This is a genomic window from Neobacillus drentensis, assembly GCF_036962125.1.
In the GTDB taxonomy this organism is placed as follows: Bacteria; Bacillota; Bacilli; order Bacillales; family Cytobacillaceae; genus Neobacillus; species Neobacillus drentensis_B.
In genome coordinates this window covers 16,099-35,765 of record NZ_JBALOA010000015.1, presented here as the reverse complement: position 1 = coordinate 35,765, position 19,667 = coordinate 16,099, and the positions used below count along the sequence as shown (strand labels likewise).

Here is a 19,667-nt window from a genome sequence, read left to right as displayed (position 1 = left end):
AGATTCTTAGTTTATGAACCTTCTAAAGCCGCCAATCGTGCTTCAAGAGCTGCCACTTTATCATCTATTTCATCAGCTAAATAAGTACCTGTAGTTGGTACCCAATCATCTAGGATTGGATCATACTTTTTCATGACATTTCTAGCTGGGTTGGATGTATCTAGCCACAACCCATTCGAATACAATTCATTTTCCCAGGTAGGCATTTACTCACCGCCTATTAAATCTTCTCTGCCTTGCGAAATTAAATAAGCGTCAATCCCTGCTTGCAGGTCTGGACGCTTAGAAATAACATAATCGTAGGTGTAAGCACCGGTTAGAATTCGTTGAGCCATGTACGCTGCCATTTATAAGCCGCCTCCTCCTAGTATCAGCTCATCCAATGCTTGGCGCATGAGCTCTATTTCTGTTTTTGGTTTCGGCAGTTTAGCGTCTTCGGCTACCCACGACGTCACTTGCTCCATTGTTGGTTTATGTTCATCACTATTCCATACATCAATAAAGACGCCGTAACCGTCATCTCTCAAGACAACATCATCCTCAGTCAATGTGGGATATCTTTTTAGAATTGAGTCTTTCATCTTTTCCTCCTTCTATGACAGTTTAATCATTTCAATTAAAGCGGTATTTAATGTAGCAGCTGAACCGCTGAATTGAGCGACATAAAAAGTCAGTTTGTCTCCTGCTGCGAACTGACCTATCTTAGCCCCATACAAAAGGGATTGATTTGTCCCGCCGGCCATTGTGAATAAGGAAGCTCCATTTTTGTAAATCTTTATATAACTGTTGTTTCCCAATACTGCAGAAAAAGTAACGTTCCCTGCAATGAGATATACTCCCGATTCTTTTAGGGTTATCTCGCCTGTTGCTATGTTTAGTTCTGACTGAATATCCCTAAAGATTGTTGTAAATAAAATTTTTGTGTCTACGCCGGATGTTAAGGCTAATGTTGTAGTTCTTGTTGTCGAAATGTTAGACTGTGACGGCGCGTTCAGCATTCCATTTGCTGATGAAACAAAAGTATTATCCAGTATTTCAAAAGCATCATTGAGCCCTTGAAAGGTAGAAAGTTTTTCATCCGTTGGAGCCCATTGATAAAGCCCTTTTTTGGGTGTAGTTGTTTCAGACATAATTACACCTCACTTTCCCATGTTTCCGTTAAGTCATCATTTTCCCAGGTAAACTTAATCACTGTGGGAGGATTCGGGTTTTTAAATATCTTTTCGCCCACATCATCCCAGGTGGATTCTTTTTTCAAAAGCTTAGATTGGATGGCTCTCATATCTGCAGTGATATTGCTTTTCGCCTTTTTAAAGTTACCCAATACACATTTATCTTTTGATGGGTCGCTAAAGCATGTTTCTAACTGACGGACCCGAGCCTCTAAGTATAAAGCCGGGGAGAATGTTTCATCGATGACATATACCGTATCGCCTATCCTTACTGCTTCGTGGTCAAGGTTAGCTAATCGTTCTAATAATGAAACATCTAACTCATAGGTTATTAATGGTGTTTTCCTTCTTTGCAATTCGGACCAGGTTCGCTTGAGTAAATCTTCCGCATTGGAAGTATCATATTGAAATACCCCGAAAAGATGTTTTCCTTTGATTCCATATCTTTGCACTGCGTCTGGATCTCCTACCCAATCTTGGTTCAAAGGTTTATTAAACGCTTTTCCACTTGCTGTGGAATAACTAATCGTCTTAAATGTTTTAAAATCTTTTCCTACACCAATTAACGCAGTTACTACATTGGACATATCGATTTTTCTTCTAATGGAGGAAATATCTTTGTTATAAGTAAACCGCTTTTTTGTGTCGTTTCCGCGTTTTTCCACTAAGTCCACATAGCGAGCGACAATTTCCCCGTTTTGCATTTTCACACGAAAATTTAATTCTGCCGCGAATCTTTCCTTTACGTACTGCAAGGCCGCCAATACCGTTTGATAATCCTCAAAATAAAAGTTATCAATGCCAAAATATTCCGTTTCGCCTCTTACCCAGCGAGTATCCGCCAGGACGATATCCAGTATTTGATTAACATTCTTGGACATATGCGTGATTGGACGAAAAATATCGTTTAATAGCTCTAATCCTGCGTTTTCAGCAAAGATGTATTTGTCACCAATATCTGCATGAGTTTCCTCAATTCGAATAACAGTAAACATAACCAGCTCATTGTCTAAGTTCTTTCGGACAATAAAACCGCCCTCTTCAATTTCCTTCGACTTTGGGTGATTAGAAGGAATTCGAAACTCATAACTAGAGGTTCCTGTGTCCAAATCCTCTTTCATTAAGTCGTCGTAATAAGGGCAAGAGTCTGGGCTGCCATTGTTCGTAAAGATAGCCTGTACTCGTTCGTGGCGATCAAGATAAAAAATCACGTTCGCACCTCCTACAAGTACCGTTCTTGGAATTCAGCGCTAAACGTAGCTGTTGGATCATCCGTATTGACTTTAACTTGAGTCGTTCCCTCGGAAATAGGAAAAAACGTTGATGCGACGTCCACCTCTTGCATGAATGGGTCTCCATTTAGGTAAACACTGCTGTCCGATAAATCCACTTCTAGTTCATCACCTGCATCAAAAATGGCTGGGACATCAATAACAGTATCAGTATTATGCTTAATCACCTTAACATCCGTCACCTGCATTTTTTGTACTACAGGTTCGTTTTCCCACTGAGCAAAGTGGATGACGATGTAAGAGAGGTCAGCCGTTGTGTATTTGCCTTCCTTATCATAAAAGGTCTTTTTAATCGTGTTCTTTTTCTTGCCATCATCTAGCCTAGACACTTCCGCATACCATTTATTTCCCACACGAGATAGGGTAAATTCACCGTAAAAATCATTGTAAGAGCCGACATGCTCTGGATATACGGTCTTAGTGATAGTTTTGTCATATACTTGTAGCTTTTTGCCTGTTTTCAAAGTATCTGTTTTCCTCATTTTATTGAGTGTCGCTAATTCCTTTGCAGACATTTTATACTTCTTTGCAATACTCTCCCAGGTGTCATCTTTTTTTACGGTATAGGTTTTATATACCTTCTGTTTAACCTTTTTCCCAGCCGGCAACTTCGATTCTTTTTCTAAGAATGTACTATTCCCTATATAAATTTCAGGAATATTATTCTCGTAATTTTTATAGGAATCTCTCATCACGAGTTTACCAATCTTACCGCCTGATTGATTGAATAAGTAGATTTCTAATCGCCCTTTTTGAGCACCATCTAATTTGGAAGTACCGTCCTGACTAAAAAAGTCTAATCGGACTTTAACAGTAAAATCTTTGACCAATTCCACTAAATCTTTGCGAATAGCCGGACCATGCCAAATGTTAGAGCCTGCAGTGCCAGTACCGTATGAACTTGCTTTTATCACTTCACCAGACGCTATTACCGACCCTGTATTCAATCGCCCGGTATCTAATACCGCCCCGGCATTTACCCATCCACTTGTACTTTTCATCGCATCATTTAGGATATATTGGGTTTTAGGTAGCACAATTTGGTCTGGTTCCGATGGATTTCCAATCAGAATAACTCCGTCAGGACTAATAAACGAAACAAAGGTTGCTTCATTCTCGAAGTTAACAGTAAATTTAGGAAATGTTGTTGTTGTCCCTTCGTTCTTAAAAGTAAACATTTGGTCCACAGGAGTAATCACTTTGCTTTCGATACTGTACGCAAATGGATCAGGGCAGATAAAAGTCAAGATGCCCGAGCCCACACGCATTAGATTATTAACCATATCCGTGTTCCCGGATAATATAGCGTAATACAGTTTGCCGGGCTCGTCTGAAATAATTAGTTCCGCAGGTTCTTCGATATCTAAGCAATAGGCTAAAAACCTTATGGTTTCCATATATTCTGTTGCTGATTGTCCAATTACAGTGACATCCATACTTATCTGCCTAACTCCGTATCTTGCGCCCGTAAAATAGGCTCCATGACGTGCAGGGATGGAAAGAAAAGATATTTCGCGCGGAGGGAGAAGGCTGCGGTGTATTTTTTGAATGCGAAAATAATCGCTAATTTGAAAGCCACCTAACGATACTGCCCTTCTCATGTTACACCCCCCATTCTATTTTTATTTATATCTATGATTTCGAGTGCATCACTAATATCATCGATGGTTGCTCTTACAAATTCACGTCCATTTATGATAAAGCTAACTTCTCGGCTTGCTAATTTTTCTATTGCTTGAACTAATGGGTGTAAGTTCCCGGCATCCTGAGCTGATTTAGTCAACGAAGTTGTTCTCGCCCCGCGCATATCCACCAATTCTCTGCCACGTTCACCGACGAGCGCAATTCCAGATGCAATCGCCTGACCGCCATTGGCCAACATCGGGATATTCCAATTGCGTAGCAATTGTTCGGAATCTGGATTGGGAATTATTCTAGTTCCTCTAGGCAAGTACATCAATTCTGGCCCTTCTTCACCCACCCATGAAAGACCTTCCGGAGCATACCTTGTCCCTTTGGCGTTTTGCTGTACGTTACGACCGTATCCCTTTGGATACGTAACATAAACATTTTTATAAATTTCTTTGCGTAATAGCCGATTCAATTCCTCTGCATCATCCTTGGCTTTTTCGTCAATAATCACATCTTTATAAACAGTTTTCCCAGCTATTTCATTGACGTTCTTTAATTCGGTTTCTGCACCTTGTAATTTTCCAATTTGCTCATCAATGGCGCTAACTTGATCATTGTATTCTGCTGTATTTAGTTTTCCTTTGGCGTGTAAGTTACTTAACTCTTGTTTGGCCTTTTGCAATTTTGATATTTCAGTTTCGAGTTTTTCTAATCCTTTTCCTTTTTCGGAATTGAGTCCTACTTGAGCAAGAACAAGTGCTTCGTATTTATATTTAGACGCATCAAGTGTTTTTAAATCTTTATTAACTATATCTAAGCTATTTTGTCTGCTGTTTATTTGTTTAAGGATGGTTTCTAACTTCGACTGTTCCGCCGACTTTTGGTCCTTCAACTTCAATAACTCTTGCTCAGATTGTTCCAATTTGGTTTTTCCGCGATTGATGGCGTCGAGATCACCAGATGCTAAATTAGCTTGTTGTTCTTTTTTGAGTCTAGTTACTTCTGTTTCTTTTGCCTGAATTTCCCCAGTAATGGTATTGATTTTTTCGTACGTATCTTTTCTGGTCATCTCTTTACTATTGATCTCTTCTTGCAATTTTTTCTTATTGGCTAAAAGCCCATTTTCTTTTTCAAGATTTTGAGACATGGCCATTTCTTCATCTATTTTTAAGCCCTTTAATTTTTCAGCATTGGCTTTTCTTATCTCTGTTGTATTTACTGCAAAAGCATTTCCCTGAGAGCTAATCGCTTTTTCGGTGTTAGGCGCTTTTTTTATTATGTCATCGTTATATTTTAAAAAGTTGTCCATTTCTTTGTTGGTCAAACCTGATTTTTCAAGCAACTTTTCTTGCTCTTTTTTTAATTCTGCAATCTTTTCAGGGCTTGAGGTAGAAGATATTTCTGAATTTATATCTAAGAAACGAAGCATCTCATCATTTGATAATTGGTTTTTTCTTTGTAAATCATCAAAATTCTTGATTAACTGATCGTTTTTTTCGATTTCTTTTTGCCTGGCTTCGAGAGATTCAAAGGAGATTTCTTTATTATCTTTATAGGCTTTAGTCAATCCAACGACTGCCGCAGTTCCAAGGACGATTCCTCCAGTAACTAATCCCACGGGACCTGTAAGAGCCGTCATAGCAGCTGTAAGACCTGCTGACCCAGCAATGGCAGTAGATGCTGCACCAAAAGCTGTTACAATTGTTCCTACCGAGCTAACAAGTGTACCAGTTATGACTAATACGGGACCCGCTGCCGCCGCGATTCCTGCAACGGCAAGTGCTGTTTTTCTACCTTCTGGTGACAAATCAGCAAAAGCACCTGTTACTTTGCTTATTGCGTCTGCTGCTTTCGGTAGGACATCATCTGCAATCTCAAGTAAATCTTCTCCTACCGGCTGTAAATCCTCTTGGAAGTCTCTCCATACTGATTGCAATCGTGAACCAAAATTATCGTAAAGGGCATCGGAAGCTTTTTTTGAGGCTCCATCGACTTTTTCAATATTTTTTACTGCATCTGACATAGAAGAAATAACATTCTTTCGAACATCTTCCCACTGTGTACCAAATAGGGCTACTCCAGCAGTATTCTGCTCCATTGGATCTTTCATAGCTGCCAGAGCCGAGACTGTCGCAACAAAAGCTTTTTGACCATCTTCTCCGCCCTGAGCAATGGATTTCCCCATCTTATCAGCATCTAACTTAATTGCCTTAAACCCTGCAGCCGTTGTTTTGCTACCGTCCTGGGCTCTAACGTTGAATTCCTTTACAGCATCCCCGACTTTATCGAGAGAAAACGCTCCTTCTTGTGAGCCTTTAATGAGGATGCTTAAGAATTGATCCGCACTTAATCCCATTGAAGCGAATTGAGTAGAATATTCATTCAGAGTATCCAGCAATTCCCCTGAATAGTCTCCACCTTTTTGAAATCCTGTCGTAATTATGTCAAAGGCTTTGGTCGAATCAATTCCAAAGTTTTTCATCAATGCTGATGCTGCTTTTGTAGAATCTCCAATGTCGGCATCAAAAGCATCTGAAAGGAAGTAAGCCGCTTCTGTTGCTTTTTTTAATCCATCATCGGAAAGACCATTAAGATTATTATTTACTATGGTTATGGCATCCCCGACGGCCTGCATGTTTTCTCCAAAAGCATCTTTCCAAACATCTTCCGCAACATCACCGAGTTCCCGAGCTCTTTCGGCTGTTACTCCTAAGCGTGCTTGAATTCGGTCTGATGAAGAATCAAAGTCAGAGGCTACTTTCAAAGCTCCAGCACCAAACGCTAGGATTGGGGCTGTTACACCAGTTGTAAGAGTGGAACCTACGTCTTTCATTTTGCCACCGACTGCTGTTAGCTTCTCGCCCGATGTGTTTAACTGTTCGCCTAATTGGTGCCAACGATTTGACTGCAATTCAATTTGTTCGGTCACTTCTTCTAGTCTTGCTTGGGTAGTTCTCATAGCCGCTTGAGCGTTATTATAAGCCACTAGCATCCGCTGTGTAGCAGCTGCATTTTCGCCTTGTGTGGATTTTAACTGATCGTATCGTTGTCTTAAATAATCTACTTTCTGTTGTTGTGCTTTTAGGGTATCTTCCAGGTATTTTGATTTTGCTTTTAAACCGTCCATGCTTTTTCCAAAATCTTTAATACCTGCACCAGCTAATTTAAATTCTGAAGCCGCGACTTTTAAAAGATTATTTGATTCTTGTATGCCTTTTTTAAACTCCGCATTGGTCAAACTCATATCAATATGCAAGGACCCAATTTCTTCTGCCATTTTTTTCTCACCCCCTAAAACACATCATCAATAAATCCGATTTGATCCGCTGCTTCGCTAGCCATTAATTCGAAGTAAAACTCAATATCCATTTCATCGATTTCGTGGAGTTTATAACCGCTTTTAAGGAGATCCTTATACATTTCTTTAATCGCTTCATAAGGATCTGTTAGTCGTTTTTTGAGGTATCTGACCCGCCTTGAATACTACTTGTCGCTCGGTTAATCACTTCGAAAAATACCCCTCGTAGGGTAGCCATTAACCCATCTATAGGCAGTCCGTCCTCTATCTGTTCTGGGGTAAATTGATTCTCAAACACCTCACAGACGAATTCTTCCAATTCGTTTAAAACCTCTTCGGTCAATTCTCCTTGGTTTAAGGTTCGATTCATTTTTAAGGCTTTCCTAAAAATTCTTCCCTTCACAAAAGGGACAGAAAATGTTTTTTCTTTATCATCAATCATCAATTTAAAATGCATGGTTTTCCCTCCTACATAAATAAAAAAAGAGTAAGGACAATATCCTTACTCTGTTTGGGTCTAAGCTGTAGTAAATTTAGTTACGCTAGGTGATGCCATAGCATTTCCTGAAACGTCTTGTACACCAACCGTAGCAATGGCCATATATTGCGTTGCCGCTGTTAAGCTAGCACTTGGCGTAAAGGTGACGATTTTTTGTGTAGCATCTAAGGCAAGCGTACCTGCTACTTGAGCCGAACCGTCCGCTTTTTGGACTAGGAAATTTCCTTTGTTTACTGTACTTGCTAAGATAGGTTCATTGAATGTCCAGACAACACTAGCTCCGACTGCAACGGTAGTAGCATTATTAGCAGGAACAACGGTTACTGTAGGCGGTGTAGTATCAAGTACCTGTTCTACGGATGTGAACCAGTTAGCTCCAGTTGCAGGTACAAAGCTTGGTAAATCTTCATCTGTTACACGCTGCCACTGCCCGTCATAGTCTCGCTTCATAAATGTTCCTGCGATTTTTGGAGTTTGAGCAGACGGCTTATCTTCCTTCGTTTTGTCTTCTTGCCCTGGTAAATCAAATTTACCTTTCAATAACCACATATATCGATATTTCCCGTTACTTTTAGTAGACCGATAACCGATAGCTACATAAGGAGGGATATCGGTATCTTTTTTAATAAGTACTCCACCAACAATCGAATGACCAAGAAGGGCGGCTTGGATGTCAAGTGGTAAGTCCTTGGTTTCTAACTCCAACCCGATTGTCCCTAATTGATTGACTTGCTCACTCGGACCATCATCCGCATAAATGGTAAGCGATTCACTTGATGGAGAAATTTTTGCATTAATAAGACCAGCGATTTTAACTGGTGCACTATACGCTACCCCTGTGCTGTCATCCTTTGTTTGGATAGCATAGTATAAATCTTTTAAGCCAACGATTACCGGCATAATATAGCCTCCCTAATTAACGAAATTAAACCGTAAAACCTTGTGGTATATCTTTGTATCATTCTCGTAAAATTCAGTTTCGTTTGTTCTACGAAATCCAATAGCTTTTAAACTAGTTTTCACTTGATCTACCAGATTGGTATAGTCTCCTAATGACCATATATCAACCTGAATAGAGTACGATGTCATTTCTTCTGAATCATCAGCATTTAAGGCTGCTTGTTGATTAAATTCAAAAAACGTAATGTGTGGAAAGACTGAACCGGAATAGGTTAAGAAGGAAGTTGGGGCTAATGGACTTAATGTATTGATAATTAAATTGTTTAAACTCATAAGCCCAACTCCCGCCTAATTACTTCTGCCATTTTTTCCTTAGCCTCTTCTTTTTTACGCTCAAATGAAGGTCCCATGAATGGCTGTGCCGCCATCTTTGATGTCCCAAACTCTAAAAAGTGAGAATAATAAAATTCGGCACCTGGTCCAATAACCGCCACATCATCTTTAATATTCGTGATAATTCCATCTGCCATATGCTCGTGGTTAATGTTACTTCGTTTAGCATTGCTTTCGATCTCTGCCCGAATGACTTCAGCGCCTTCTTCAAGCGCCTTTTTCTTAACTGTTTCTGATTGTTCGCCTAGCTGTTCCAAGCGTCTTAACAATTCATCCATTCCTGAAAAGGTTATTTCTGCACCCATACAATCACGTCCTTACTGGCGATTCATCGTACGCTTGGCACACCAGCTCGACCTTATTGTTTTTTTCATAGGTTCGAATAATTTTATAAATTTTAGATTGATATGCAAGGTATTTCTCAGAGTCATACTCTAATTTATAAATTTGGAACATTAACTCTAGGACGTATCCGCTTTGAGAGGCTTGATAAAACTCACTACTTCTTATGCTGTACTTTTCTCCAAAGACAGTTTTTCGCCCAAGAATATTTAGCACACCAAAACCGTTTTCATTCGTTCCATCTTCTGTTTTTAATAATTCTATTACGGTATCCGGCCTCATGATGTTGTCACATCGTCATAGGTTAGTTGATTGAGCATTGTATGAAAGGCAGGTGAAAATTTTACTCCTCCACCTTGGGTCTCCCAAAGGTCCCCAACTCCCATTACAATTACGCCTATTGCCAAATCATCTTCCATTTTGGCGTCGGATACTCCCGCATTTTTCATATATGATTTCACAACTTTTATTTTCTGCATGATCAAGCTATCAAAACCAGAGGTCTCTAGAGATATACCTAAACCGATTTTGCATTCATCTAATAGAGCGTAAGCATCCACCATATCACCTCAAAAAAGAGGTGACGGGAGAATACCCAATCACCTCAAAATTTAATAACTATGCACCTTTTTTAACGATAACGACACCGTTAGGATCAATTAACTTTCCATCTGCAATTAAGATTGCCTTGTCTACCCATTCGTTAGTATCATGGTCGAAATAACGGAACATAGTTAATGTCATATTGCTGTTGAATCCATAGTTTTTAAGATTACAGTAAACAGCTACTACATCACCAACTACCGCATCAGCATACGGTGTAATGATATCATCTTCAACCTGAATGACCGCCTTACCACCGAACCGCTCTTGAGGGCCATCGGTGATACCGTAGTTTACACGCCCTACAGGTTGACCATTGTTGTCTACCATGCCGTCAATGTAGCCCTCAAATGTACCTGATGCCATAAAAAATGCCGCTCCAGCTTTATAGCTAAGTGGCATTTTTGAGAATATTTTCTTTTTCCAAGCGTCCCATTTAACGAAATCAGCAGCAGTTAATGTGACGATTTGCGCCGCAGGAACACGGGTATCCAATGTAATACCAAGTGGTTTTCCAGTCCCGTTACCTTTAATAATGGCTGAATCAATAGCTTTTGTCATCGCTTCTACAATTAAATCGATAATTGTATTTTCAAAGCCTGCTAAAGAGACTGTGTCGGCTAATAGAGACGTTGAAATCTTACATTCTAAGCCGTAGTAGCTAAACGAAACGTTCGTGTTGGCTTGAACTTTTTGTTTATCAGAAGAAGCAGATTCACCAATCCACGTAGCTGTTGGTTTCAACGATAGGATTGGGATAGAAACGCCGGCCTTAATATTTAATTTCCTTACACCACTAAAAATCTGACCATAAGATTGAACTTTTTGAATAACCTCATTTAGAATGGTTGTTGGAACGACTGCAGAAATATCACCAGTGGTTGTCATTGCATTTGCACGAAGCTCAGGAACAATCTCACCAGTCTGCGCAAATTTCATAAATGCTTTACGATATTCTAATGTTGCATAGCGGTCTTCAGGATCTTCACTGCGCTGTTGCTGTTGTTGACCGACTCCAAATGTAGCTAATGGATTCATTTGACCCGGTGGAGTCATTCTTTGCTCACCTGGTGCTGGTGCAGTTGTTGGATCAGTAGGAGTCGTTTCATCAGGCAATGCTGTAAGTTGAGCCCTAATATCTGCAATTTCTCCATCGATTGCTTCAATTTGGTCACCAATGCTTCGAATTTCCTCTACACTTTGGCTGTTCTTTCCTTTTTCCTTTAATGCTGATCTTGCATCTTCTTTTTGTTTTAATAATTTCTTTAACCAATCTTTCATGTAGATACATCTCCCTTAATATAATTTTTCAAATTTAAGTTTTTCTAACTCTAATTGCTCGCTTTCGGAATTATCCAATTCACTGGACCTAGCATTCTCCAATGCTAGTTTGGCATTCTCCAATGCCTGCTTGTCTCGAGCATTTATATCAGTTCCGGAATAGGCCGGAAACGTGACACCGGATACTTCTATGACCTTCTTAATTTTTTGAATGCGCCTAGTAGGCATATCGCTATCTAGGTCTTCCCATTTCTCGTCTTTTACCCAAAAAATAAAGCTCATTCCATCCATGTCTCCTCTTTTGACGGATGAATATAAGCTTTTGGCTTCGTTATTATTTTCAGTATCCAGATTTGCTTTAATTAATAAGCCTTTTTCATCGATACTCAATTGCAATGTAGAGTTGATGTTATTACGGCGGCTGCGGGCTAGGGGGATTTTCCGTAAATCATGATTAACACTAAATAATACATCATCAAAATCGGTCCCATCAAAAGCCCCTCGCTCGATAACTTCATAGAACCACCCGCCAATATTTGTTTTTTGGTCAAATACAGCAGCATGACCTTCGATGGTACTTCCATCTTCATCAGCTCTTACATCTGGCATAGTGAAATTTCTAACGACTTGATCATCTTTTTTAGGTAAGTTTTTATTTTTCGCCATTTCCTTTACCTCCTGTTCCCGTTGCCCCTGCCTGCTTTAATTGATAATTAGCAGCAAGGTTCACGTCGATATAGTTGAGTGATATGGTTCTCTTATCCCCACCCTCAATCGGTGGATATCCGAGTATTGCTAACTTTTGATTGTCCGTTAGGAGCCCTTGTTCACCAGCGGTTTTAAGTAAATCAAGTTTTGCTTTCGTGCTGAGGTACATCATGTCCTTTTGATAAAAGACAATCTCGTTTCCTACGTCTAGTTCTCTATTGGAAAATAGGGTTTTGCTGAATGATTGTCCTAAACTGATAATAATGGGCTCTAATGTTTTTTCATAAAAGGCTTGATACTGTTCATCGTTAAAATCTCCGCTTAAAATTGGGACGGAAACACCATAGTAGTTTAGTATTTTGTCCTGCAGAAATTGTAAGGTATCTTTGTCGATTATTTTCGGGTCCACTTTGATATCCTGGTATTCGTTCTTCAAATCTATTGGCAATATCCCGGATTCACTATTTCTCATAGAGGTTTCAAAGCGTTTTCTTTCCTCTTGTTGCTTCGCGTCATCTAGCATGGTGTTTATCTTAATGATTCCTCGAATCGCAAAGCTAGTTTTGATACCCTTTTCCAGTCCCTGCAATACCGTGTCGTTAATACTTAACACTTTGAGGATCGCTGAGTTGTCAGGCTGGCCGCTTAATCCCCCACCCATAATTTCATTGACTGAAAATTTCTTGCGCAAATGAATGAGGTCAGAATAAGCAATTGTATAATCGTACCCACTAGAAAACTGAAGCTTCACAAATAGTGAACCTGACTCATCTTGCAAAAATGTTACTTGAGTCGGGTTAATCGGATAAAATCCTGTATACTCTTTTCGCGTTTTTCCGTCTGCACCAATAATGACATCGTAAGTGGGATAAATAAAAGCGTTGTAGTTCATGTAAAGTAGCCAAATTATCTTTTCAATAAAGTCTTTTGTTGTCATCAATTCATTCGGAGAAAACTTAAAGAGTCGATTAATGCTACTTTTGACATTTGTTTGCATCTCGTTATTATCGGTTCGAATATGTTTAGGCATGAGTTTACTGCATTCTGTAGCAATAATATCAATACATGTCTGGACAACATCAGATGCATAAACATCATTACCAAACTGACTAAAAACAGGAGCGTATCCATTGAGCATTTTTGCATATTGCATGCTTTTCTTGTTATTGCTTGAAAAGAAATTCTTTAATCCGTCCATTAATCCCAAGTGATCACCTCCCCACAAGCGAAAGAAACTCTGTCCGGTTATCGATGTAAACTCGATAGCCGATTATCATCGTAACAGCTCCGTCTATTTTTTTATCTTCTTTTCCTTGTACCTTAACTGGCAGAATTTCCTGTTTGGAATTCATGCTTAAAGCAGTATTCTCTAGGCACCATTTATCAATCGGGTTATTTCCGTAGTTGATAAGGTTACTCTTCAAGTCCGCTTCTACGAGTTTCATAGGTTCTGACATGCTACCGAATTCCGGACTAACCCTAACACAATCAAATCCCATATCCGCCATTTCTTTTGACCAGTAAACAGCGGACCATTTATCATAACCAACCCGATACATACGGATCCCATAATCTTTATACAAGTCCACAAACCACTTAGTTACCAAACTAAAGTCGTTCTCATTTCCTGGTGACACCACAATAAGTTCTTGTTTAATCCATTCATCAAACATTTTTCGGTCTTCTTTATTTAGAGTGAGTAGTTTTGATTCAGGAATAAAATACTTTTGGAGCATGTATTTTTTCTGGCTGCCTTTTTTCATTACGATTGCCCTGGCGCTAGCCAGGTCTCCAGATTTTGATAAATCGACGCCGCCAATAGCAAACGAATTTCGTAAATCTTCGATGTCTATGGACTCTTCATTTTTAATATCCTCAGGCGTTAACCAAGCTGTTGCATTATTTTGCTTGATATTAAAATCTTTGGACAAAACAAAGACTCGCATGGACTTACTTGTTTTTGCTTCATCGATCATCTTACGAAGGAAGCTGCGTTTTTTGATAACACCAAGCCCGGGATTAGATTTCGCCCAGGACTCTTCATTCTGCCAAACTTCTGACTCATTATCTTGCGTGTACATCCAGATCAACCAACGCGGCCTTTCCAATTCACCATTCAAAACTTGCCTTGCCTCAATTAACCGGCTGTCTAAATATCCATCATTGATTACACCCTCTGTGGTTAGCTCAATGTAAAGAGGCTCATCCTGTGTGGAAAGGGCTTGGCGAATTGGCATGACGGAAGTATTATCCTTTAATTCGTGTACCTCATCGACTGCGCCAACCTTAATGTTCTTTCCTTCTTTGGCGCCCGTCTTAGCAGAGATTTTTTTGATTTGCCCCTTATTTTTAAAACTAAACTTACCTTTTTTTTTGGGCTTCTTAGGGTTGCCAAAGAATATTCCCTTAATATTGCTCCTTGTTACATTGGCGAGGGAAGTACTCTCTTCTCGCATGGAGTTAATCGCCTGAAACATAAGGTCAGCTTGTTCATAGTCATTGCTGGCACATAAAATCCTAGTTCCCATTTCCCCACAAAAAAACTCTGCTAAGCTCAGAGCAGAGATAAAAGGAGTTTTTCCATTTTTTCGACCTACCAAATACAAAACATCCTGGATTAATCTTACCCATCGTCCAATCTCATCATCAAAAATCTTGAAAATATAGATTGCTTCTGTAACAGCCTTTTGGAAAAGTTCAAGAATAAAAGGCTTGCCGGCAAAGGGTGCTTCAAAATGTTTGCATTTAGATTCAATAAAATTAATCCGTTTATGCGCATCTTCAAAATCAATTAATATGTCTGGATCATCAAAATGAGCTAATCTCCTATCTAACTCAGTCATTAATTCTTGGCCAATAATGATTTCACCTGATTTGCATTTTCCGATGTATTCTAATAAAAATGAATGCACACCTTTATATTCATAGGTTAAAACGTTGTGAGGAAAACTCATTCAAAATCACTCAGATCGTCTTCATCCTCAATAATATTTTTGCTCAATACACCGTTTAATGTCTTAATAACCACGGAATAGCTATTAATATTCTTAAGATACTGCTTTCCAGCCTCGGTTGGTTTCTGCAGCTCGGGATATTCTGGATGAACCTTGACCATACCCGTTTTTGAAATGACTTGTTTTAATATGTCATTTTCAGCTTTTAAAAAGGCAGCATCCTCAATAAGCCCTTCCACTAACTTCCGCTGGGACTCATCGACATCCTTGAATATTTCGGTCAGTTTCGATAACTCTTGCCGATAAAAATCACTTTTCAACATATCTCAAAAACCCCCAATGATTTTCAAAATTTTAGGCATGTGCCACGTTTGGGGTCCCTCGTCGGTCCTGCGGACACTCCTAAAAAGATTTCGACCGGGGGGGAGTTAACATTTAGCTGTATGACCGAGTGAATTCAAGTTTGAACACCTCTAACGCTGCACTAGCCAAATCTTTGGGATCCTCTGCGCCGTTCACAATACCAGTGAGTACATCCAGAAGTAACAAGTCCTGTTCGGTGTGAGCTTTTACCATAGCAATCACCGGATGCTCATCCTCCACAATCTTTTGGATAAGTTCCAGTCTTTCCTTCACAGATTCTTTTGTAATCGATGGGATTGAAGCTGCTGTTTGTTCTTCAACTACTACTTCTTCTACTACGGTTTTCTTAGACAATTGAAACACTCCTTAAACTGTATATTGTTCGAACCATTTATTGATATAACCTTCCCACTCGTCCTGCCGATACTGTCTGTCTTGGTCCATTCTCAGTCGCCTTAGACATTCCTCTTTACTTATGTCACAGAAGATTATCTCAGCACCTAAGTCATTGGCTAGCTTCTCACGTTTGTATTTATCCGCATATCCACCAATTACCCAAGCATTAGTCCACTTCCCATATCGGGTCTTAATGTTGTCTATCAACTGGTTATGGATTCCTATAACATTACTAAACAATTGGTCTGGCTTATCATAGCTAGGCAGCATGGTAACAGCTTCATAGAGTCTGTCCATATCCACGACGATATCTCCACGACTAATGTTTTCTCTGACATAACTGGTTTTACCGGACATTGGCGGTCCATAAACCAGATAGACTTGTTTGGTTACTCTGGCCCCAAAGCGATTATGCTCTTTGTTATGGCAATCGAAACAGACTAGATCTACTTGGTCTGGATTTAAACTGATGGTATAGTCATGGACATTCTCTGGAGTCAATTCGACCTTATGGTGACCAATGAGGTCTCTTGACCTGGCAATCCTCTCGCCACATCTAGAACACTTAGTGCCTCGCTCATTGATTAATCCCAGACGAAAGTTAATCCACTTCTCTGAGGCATAGAATGATTTTAGTACCGCATACTTAGCCATAACCTACCAACCCTTTGTCTTTGCTTCTTCTTCTCTAAGTTCCACGACTCTCTTATCTAATTCATACTTCAATTGATTTAATTTCATTTGTTCCTCAGCAAGTCTATGCTTTTGCTGATCTGATAACAGATCGGTATATTTCGTAAGCACTTCAAGAGCCTTCATCTTGTCATGCAGCTTAATAGTGATACCGTCTTTGCTTTTCTTAACCTCGCTGATTATGGTTCCATCTACTTCATCCATATCCTTAAAGTACATTTCATTGCTAGATATTAGTTTAGGAATAATGTCTTTGACTGTTCCATCTGGATTTAATAGGACTTCATTTTCTCCTGTTTGCTCGTCACGACGGTAGAAGGTAACGAAGTCGGTTATGTCCGCAAAGGCAATGTCTATATACTTTTGAAGGACTGCCATGCCATCAAGAAATAAGCCTCTCATCTGTTCACCTTTAAGTCTCTCGATTTCTGATACAACCTTAGTGTTTTTTAGTAGACCATTTCCATTTACAGCAGCGGTTGAATACGCGCAGTCATATGCTTTTTTATATGCCTTGGTTGCATTGTAATACTTAAGGTAATAAAGACAGAAAAGCTTTTGTTTGTCGGTTAAATCCTCTGATAAGATAACAGGTTGCACAGTTGCATCCTTCTTTGGTTTTGCAACCTTTTTCTTTTTCGGGGTTGCATTCTTTATCGTAGGGTCTCTTGACCATCCTTCGCGGCTCTTCCTGCTCTTCAAGGTACCTAATTTGATTCCATACTTTTCAGCAAGTGCCTTCAGTGTAATGTTTGTTGTTTCATATTCTTTTTGGATTTCATCCCAGATCACTACATCCTCACCGCCTCCAAATAAAAAAGCCACTCAGATGAGTGACTTCTTAGGCTTCATAAAGTGGTCCGTTTCCTTTTAATAAAACGGTTGTTCCTAAAGGCCCAATTTCTAGTTTTGTAATTATTGATCTTCCTATAAAACTCTTTCCATCTAGTGTTCCTATTTTTAATGTTGCATCATTTGTACCATGAAGAATTTCGGAAAATATATTTTCATTCCTCACATCGTACAATTCAATATTCCAGGATTTAATCGTGTCCCTGTCATTGTGATTTAAATACCCTTTTCCAATTGATACTAAATTCTCATTAACTATAACAACCTCGATATCATATATAATCATTTTTAACACTCCCTTTACCCTTTATTTCGACAAAAGGAGATATTTCCCTGTACTGGAATTAATATTTTTTTAAGAATTTAATTGATTGTTTCATATATGTTCAAAATATTAATGGAAAAGAGGTGATTATTATGCTTTTAGCATTTGTAAAATTAATGATTACACTGGTAAAAGTCGGCCCAATTATTATCATTATTAATTCATAATTAGGCCAGACAATCAATTGTTCTTTGAGGGTGATTTACTCACATTATGTCACCCTCAACATTATTATTTAATTAATTAATATTAAAAATACACTGTGTAATATTTTTGTTTAAAAAAATTGAAGAAGTACTTACTTCCTCCTCAATGCGCCATTGACTCGTTTATAGGTATCTCTATTTATTCCCATAAGTTCTTCCAATTGTCTGCGGCTAAGGTGCTCCTTCTTCAACTTATTTAACTGCTGCTTTTGTTCTTTGGATAAGTAATCACCAATTCGCATGTCCTCACCTTCTTATGCAAAATAAAAAACACCTGCTTTAACAGATGTTTAAAAGTAATTCCTTCCTTGCAAATGATGTTGCAAGTATATTTCTTTAATATTTTCTTTAATATTTTCTTTAGGAATCTCGCTCTAATGAAGGAAAAATTTTTATCGTCCTACAGGTGTAGTACGATAACGTCCTACGTGTGTAGTACGATGACGTCCTACAGGTGTAGTACGATGAACATCGTCCTATAATTGTGGGACGAACAAGTTTTCGTATTAAAAAAGCAACCAAAGGATGCCTAGTTAAATATGGATACAACAGAAACTGCAACTGTAAGTATTCCAATAATTATTGTCAACCAAGTCATTGCTCTACCAGAACTCTCAGAGCACTTGATTGTATACAATTCTAAGAAACCTCTATTCCCTGTAACATCTAACCCATGCTTCTTTATGATGTTATCTAAGTCTTTCTTCTTAACCTTGTTAATCCCATATGTATCAACAAATTCTTTGAATTCTTTGTAATGAAATTCATGTTTGCTATTAATAAAATGTTTCTTGTTCATTTCAATATCCTCCTTTACATCTTAGATTTCGACAACAAGGAGATATTTTCCTATTCTATATTGTGTCTATTTATAAACATACAAAAACAGCTGAAGGTGCTAGCTATATCGGCTTAATCAGGCCTCCACCTTTGCACGAACACTTCCGGCTGTGCCATCAGCTGCTTTTATATATCAGCTACCACTTACTTCGGCTGGTAGCAAACCGTCTCGATCCACACCTTGGGCAGCTGAGATCACTGTTTGCCCTAGGAGGTCCTAGTCAGGGGTTTTGGGTATGAGCGACGGTCAGGCTATGAATGACCTGCCGTAACCAGGTGTGGAGTAACAGAGTTAAGAGAAAACAATATAAAAAGCACCCGATTATTCGGATGCCTTCTTCTTCCTATAGTCATATAATGCTTCTTTCAAAATTTCACTTTGATTATCACTTCTATAAAGCCATTCTTCTAAGTCGATAGGGATCATTACAGTTAAATCCAATTCCCTATCTGGCATTTCAACTTTCCTAATTTCATCAATGGTAATATCTTTTCTAAGTGATGGGTATTCTTCCTTAGTATCAAAATTAACTGTTTTTAACCACCAAAAATCTTTTGGATTATCAATATCTACGGTTAAATTTAATTCTGGTATTTCGGTATTACCAACTTCAGTAACATGATCGAGGTTCATCATAAAGGTTTGTTCTTCACCATTATTGTATTGCCAACAAACTTTTACTTTGTCTTCATTATAGAATTTCAGAGCAACAACCTCAGAAACCATGATGTCTAAACTTAAACTATAATCATTTTCATTCCCATCAAAAATAAATAATGCATAATCAAAAATATGAATCATTTCATCATTAATTTTTATAGATTTTATTTCCATGGATAAGCCTCCCTTTTTGTCATAATTATACACGATGGTTGGGAGATAATTTCCTTTAATTAAAAAAGGAACGGATAAGGTTG

26 protein-coding genes are annotated in these 19,667 nt (G+C 38.8%); all 26 read right to left on the bottom strand.

Annotation, left to right across the window (positions count from 1 at the left end; genetic code table 11):
- Positions 1–11 precede the first annotated feature (11 nt).
- Positions 12–206: a hypothetical protein gene (locus V7121_RS14580; RefSeq protein WP_335546965.1), complete on the bottom strand. Its 195-nt coding sequence runs from the start codon at positions 204–206 to the stop codon at positions 12–14.
- Positions 207–347: a hypothetical protein gene (locus V7121_RS14575; RefSeq protein ID WP_335546963.1), complete on the bottom strand. Its 141-nt coding sequence runs from the start codon at positions 345–347 to the stop codon at positions 207–209. It lies immediately after the preceding gene.
- Positions 348–581 carry an XkdW family protein gene (locus tag V7121_RS14570; protein WP_335546962.1) on the bottom strand — a complete coding sequence of 78 codons (234 nt, stop codon included), beginning with the start codon at positions 579–581 and terminating at the stop codon, positions 348–350.
- 12 nt (positions 582–593) lie between these two features.
- Positions 594–1,130 (bottom strand): hypothetical protein, encoded by a 537-nt coding sequence (locus V7121_RS14565; RefSeq protein ID WP_335546960.1) that lies wholly within the window; start codon positions 1,128–1,130, stop codon positions 594–596.
- A 2-nt stretch (positions 1,131–1,132) separates the two neighbouring features.
- The gene (locus tag V7121_RS14560; RefSeq protein ID WP_335546958.1) at positions 1,133–2,383 is read right to left on the bottom strand and encodes a phage tail protein; all 1,251 of its coding nucleotides are present in this window, start codon (positions 2,381–2,383) and stop codon (positions 1,133–1,135) included.
- Between the two features lie 11 nt (positions 2,384–2,394).
- Positions 2,395–4,065, bottom strand: a complete 1,671-nt coding sequence (locus tag V7121_RS14555; protein WP_335546956.1) for a distal tail protein Dit — start codon at positions 4,063–4,065, stop codon at positions 2,395–2,397.
- Positions 4,062–7,373, bottom strand: a complete 3,312-nt coding sequence (locus tag V7121_RS14550; protein WP_335546954.1) for a phage tail tape measure protein — start codon at positions 7,371–7,373, stop codon at positions 4,062–4,064. The genes V7121_RS14555 and V7121_RS14550 overlap by 4 nt, the downstream gene beginning before the upstream one ends.
- Before the next feature lie 14 nt (positions 7,374–7,387).
- Entirely contained in the window at positions 7,388–7,516 is a 129-nt protein-coding gene (locus V7121_RS14545) for a hypothetical protein (RefSeq protein WP_335546951.1), read from the bottom strand.
- Positions 7,517–7,542: 26 nt separating this feature from the next.
- On the bottom strand, positions 7,543–7,851 hold the full coding sequence (gene gpG, locus V7121_RS14540) for a phage tail assembly chaperone G (protein WP_335546950.1): 309 nt from the start codon (positions 7,849–7,851) through the stop codon (positions 7,543–7,545).
- A gap of 60 nt (positions 7,852–7,911) precedes the next feature.
- Positions 7,912–8,793: a major tail protein gene (locus V7121_RS14535; protein WP_335546948.1), complete on the bottom strand. Its 882-nt coding sequence runs from the start codon at positions 8,791–8,793 to the stop codon at positions 7,912–7,914.
- Positions 8,794–8,805: 12 nt separating this feature from the next.
- Positions 8,806–9,126, bottom strand: a complete 321-nt coding sequence (gene gp17 / locus V7121_RS14530) for a tail completion protein gp17 (protein ID WP_335546946.1) — start codon at positions 9,124–9,126, stop codon at positions 8,806–8,808.
- Entirely contained in the window at positions 9,123–9,491 is a 369-nt protein-coding gene (locus V7121_RS14525; protein ID WP_335546944.1) for an HK97-gp10 family putative phage morphogenesis protein, read from the bottom strand. The genes gp17 and V7121_RS14525 overlap by 4 nt, the downstream gene beginning before the upstream one ends.
- Before the next feature lie 4 nt (positions 9,492–9,495).
- A complete protein-coding gene (locus V7121_RS14520) occupies positions 9,496–9,810 on the bottom strand; it encodes a phage head closure protein (protein WP_335546942.1) in 315 nt (104 codons plus the stop codon).
- Complete coding sequence (locus V7121_RS14515; protein WP_335546940.1) at positions 9,807–10,091, bottom strand: hypothetical protein; 285 nt, start codon at positions 10,089–10,091, stop codon at positions 9,807–9,809. The genes V7121_RS14520 and V7121_RS14515 overlap by 4 nt, the downstream gene beginning before the upstream one ends.
- Positions 10,092–10,146: 55 nt before the next feature.
- Positions 10,147–11,412 (bottom strand): phage major capsid protein, encoded by a 1,266-nt coding sequence (locus V7121_RS14510; protein WP_335546938.1) that lies wholly within the window; start codon positions 11,410–11,412, stop codon positions 10,147–10,149.
- A gap of 15 nt (positions 11,413–11,427) precedes the next feature.
- Positions 11,428–12,078 carry an HK97 family phage prohead protease gene (locus V7121_RS14505; RefSeq protein ID WP_335546936.1) on the bottom strand — a complete coding sequence of 217 codons (651 nt, stop codon included), beginning with the start codon at positions 12,076–12,078 and terminating at the stop codon, positions 11,428–11,430.
- Complete coding sequence (locus tag V7121_RS14500) at positions 12,065–13,318, bottom strand: phage portal protein (RefSeq protein WP_335547161.1); 1,254 nt, start codon at positions 13,316–13,318, stop codon at positions 12,065–12,067. The genes V7121_RS14505 and V7121_RS14500 overlap by 14 nt, the downstream gene beginning before the upstream one ends.
- Before the next feature lie 13 nt (positions 13,319–13,331).
- A complete protein-coding gene (locus V7121_RS14495) occupies positions 13,332–15,074 on the bottom strand; it encodes a terminase large subunit (RefSeq protein ID WP_335546934.1) in 1,743 nt (580 codons plus the stop codon).
- Positions 15,071–15,397: a hypothetical protein gene (locus V7121_RS14490; RefSeq protein ID WP_335546931.1), complete on the bottom strand. Its 327-nt coding sequence runs from the start codon at positions 15,395–15,397 to the stop codon at positions 15,071–15,073. The genes V7121_RS14495 and V7121_RS14490 overlap by 4 nt, the downstream gene beginning before the upstream one ends.
- A 112-nt stretch (positions 15,398–15,509) precedes the next feature.
- Complete coding sequence (locus V7121_RS14485; RefSeq protein ID WP_335546930.1) at positions 15,510–15,791, bottom strand: hypothetical protein; 282 nt, start codon at positions 15,789–15,791, stop codon at positions 15,510–15,512.
- 12 nt (positions 15,792–15,803) lie between these two features.
- Entirely contained in the window at positions 15,804–16,487 is a 684-nt protein-coding gene (locus tag V7121_RS14480) for an HNH endonuclease signature motif containing protein (protein WP_335546928.1), read from the bottom strand.
- Between the two features lie 3 nt (positions 16,488–16,490).
- Positions 16,491–17,351, bottom strand: a complete 861-nt coding sequence (locus V7121_RS14475; protein WP_335546926.1) for a terminase small subunit — start codon at positions 17,349–17,351, stop codon at positions 16,491–16,493.
- 16 nt (positions 17,352–17,367) lie between these two features.
- The gene (locus V7121_RS14470) at positions 17,368–17,664 is read right to left on the bottom strand and encodes a hypothetical protein (RefSeq protein WP_335546924.1); all 297 of its coding nucleotides are present in this window, start codon (positions 17,662–17,664) and stop codon (positions 17,368–17,370) included.
- Positions 17,665–18,001: 337 nt separating this feature from the next.
- Positions 18,002–18,151, bottom strand: coding sequence for a hypothetical protein (locus V7121_RS14465; protein WP_335546923.1), 150 nt, complete (start codon positions 18,149–18,151; stop codon positions 18,002–18,004).
- Between the two features lie 287 nt (positions 18,152–18,438).
- Complete coding sequence (locus tag V7121_RS14460; RefSeq protein WP_335546921.1) at positions 18,439–18,708, bottom strand: hypothetical protein; 270 nt, start codon at positions 18,706–18,708, stop codon at positions 18,439–18,441.
- Positions 18,709–19,071: 363 nt separating this feature from the next.
- A complete protein-coding gene (locus V7121_RS14455) occupies positions 19,072–19,584 on the bottom strand; it encodes a hypothetical protein (protein ID WP_335546919.1) in 513 nt (170 codons plus the stop codon).
- Positions 19,585–19,667 lie beyond the last annotated feature (83 nt).

Excerpts from the sequence above, each read along its gene's own strand:
- V7121_RS14520 (WP_335546942.1), bottom strand. The coding sequence starts at position 9,810 with ATGAGGCCGGATACCGTAATAGAATTATTAAAAACAGAAGATGGAACG.
- V7121_RS14580 (WP_335546965.1), bottom strand. The coding sequence starts at position 206 with ATGCCTACCTGGGAAAATGAATTGTATTCGAATGGGTTGTGGCTAGAT.
- V7121_RS14570 (WP_335546962.1), bottom strand. The coding sequence starts at position 581 with ATGAAAGACTCAATTCTAAAAAGATATCCCACATTGACTGAGGATGAT.
- V7121_RS14575 (WP_335546963.1), bottom strand. The coding sequence starts at position 347 with ATGGCAGCGTACATGGCTCAACGAATTCTAACCGGTGCTTACACCTAC.
- V7121_RS14480 (WP_335546928.1), bottom strand. The coding sequence starts at position 16,487 with ATGGCTAAGTATGCGGTACTAAAATCATTCTATGCCTCAGAGAAGTGG.
- V7121_RS14505 (WP_335546936.1), bottom strand. The coding sequence starts at position 12,078 with ATGGCGAAAAATAAAAACTTACCTAAAAAAGATGATCAAGTCGTTAGA.
- gpG (WP_335546950.1), bottom strand. The coding sequence starts at position 7,851 with ATGCATTTTAAATTGATGATTGATGATAAAGAAAAAACATTTTCTGTC.
- V7121_RS14500 (WP_335547161.1), bottom strand. The coding sequence starts at position 13,318 with ATGGACGGATTAAAGAATTTCTTTTCAAGCAATAACAAGAAAAGCATG.
- V7121_RS14565 (WP_335546960.1), bottom strand. The coding sequence starts at position 1,130 with ATGTCTGAAACAACTACACCCAAAAAAGGGCTTTATCAATGGGCTCCA.
- V7121_RS14490 (WP_335546931.1), bottom strand. The coding sequence starts at position 15,397 with ATGTTGAAAAGTGATTTTTATCGGCAAGAGTTATCGAAACTGACCGAA.
- V7121_RS14460 (WP_335546921.1), bottom strand. The coding sequence starts at position 18,708 with ATGAACAAGAAACATTTTATTAATAGCAAACATGAATTTCATTACAAA.
- gp17 (WP_335546946.1), bottom strand. The coding sequence starts at position 9,126 with ATGAGTTTAAACAATTTAATTATCAATACATTAAGTCCATTAGCCCCA.
- V7121_RS14550 (WP_335546954.1), bottom strand. The coding sequence starts at position 7,373 with ATGGCAGAAGAAATTGGGTCCTTGCATATTGATATGAGTTTGACCAAT.
- V7121_RS14465 (WP_335546923.1), bottom strand. The coding sequence starts at position 18,151 with ATGCGAATTGGTGATTACTTATCCAAAGAACAAAAGCAGCAGTTAAAT.
- V7121_RS14495 (WP_335546934.1), bottom strand. The coding sequence starts at position 15,074 with ATGAGTTTTCCTCACAACGTTTTAACCTATGAATATAAAGGTGTGCAT.
- V7121_RS14525 (WP_335546944.1), bottom strand. The coding sequence starts at position 9,491 with ATGGGTGCAGAAATAACCTTTTCAGGAATGGATGAATTGTTAAGACGC.
- V7121_RS14555 (WP_335546956.1), bottom strand. The coding sequence starts at position 4,065 with ATGAGAAGGGCAGTATCGTTAGGTGGCTTTCAAATTAGCGATTATTTT.
- V7121_RS14515 (WP_335546940.1), bottom strand. The coding sequence starts at position 10,091 with ATGGTGGATGCTTACGCTCTATTAGATGAATGCAAAATCGGTTTAGGT.
- V7121_RS14535 (WP_335546948.1), bottom strand. The coding sequence starts at position 8,793 with ATGCCGGTAATCGTTGGCTTAAAAGATTTATACTATGCTATCCAAACA.
- V7121_RS14470 (WP_335546924.1), bottom strand. The coding sequence starts at position 17,664 with ATGATTATATATGATATCGAGGTTGTTATAGTTAATGAGAATTTAGTA.
- V7121_RS14545 (WP_335546951.1), bottom strand. The coding sequence starts at position 7,516 with ATGTATAAGGATCTCCTTAAAAGCGGTTATAAACTCCACGAAATCGAT.
- V7121_RS14510 (WP_335546938.1), bottom strand. The coding sequence starts at position 11,412 with ATGAAAGATTGGTTAAAGAAATTATTAAAACAAAAAGAAGATGCAAGA.
- V7121_RS14455 (WP_335546919.1), bottom strand. The coding sequence starts at position 19,584 with ATGGAAATAAAATCTATAAAAATTAATGATGAAATGATTCATATTTTT.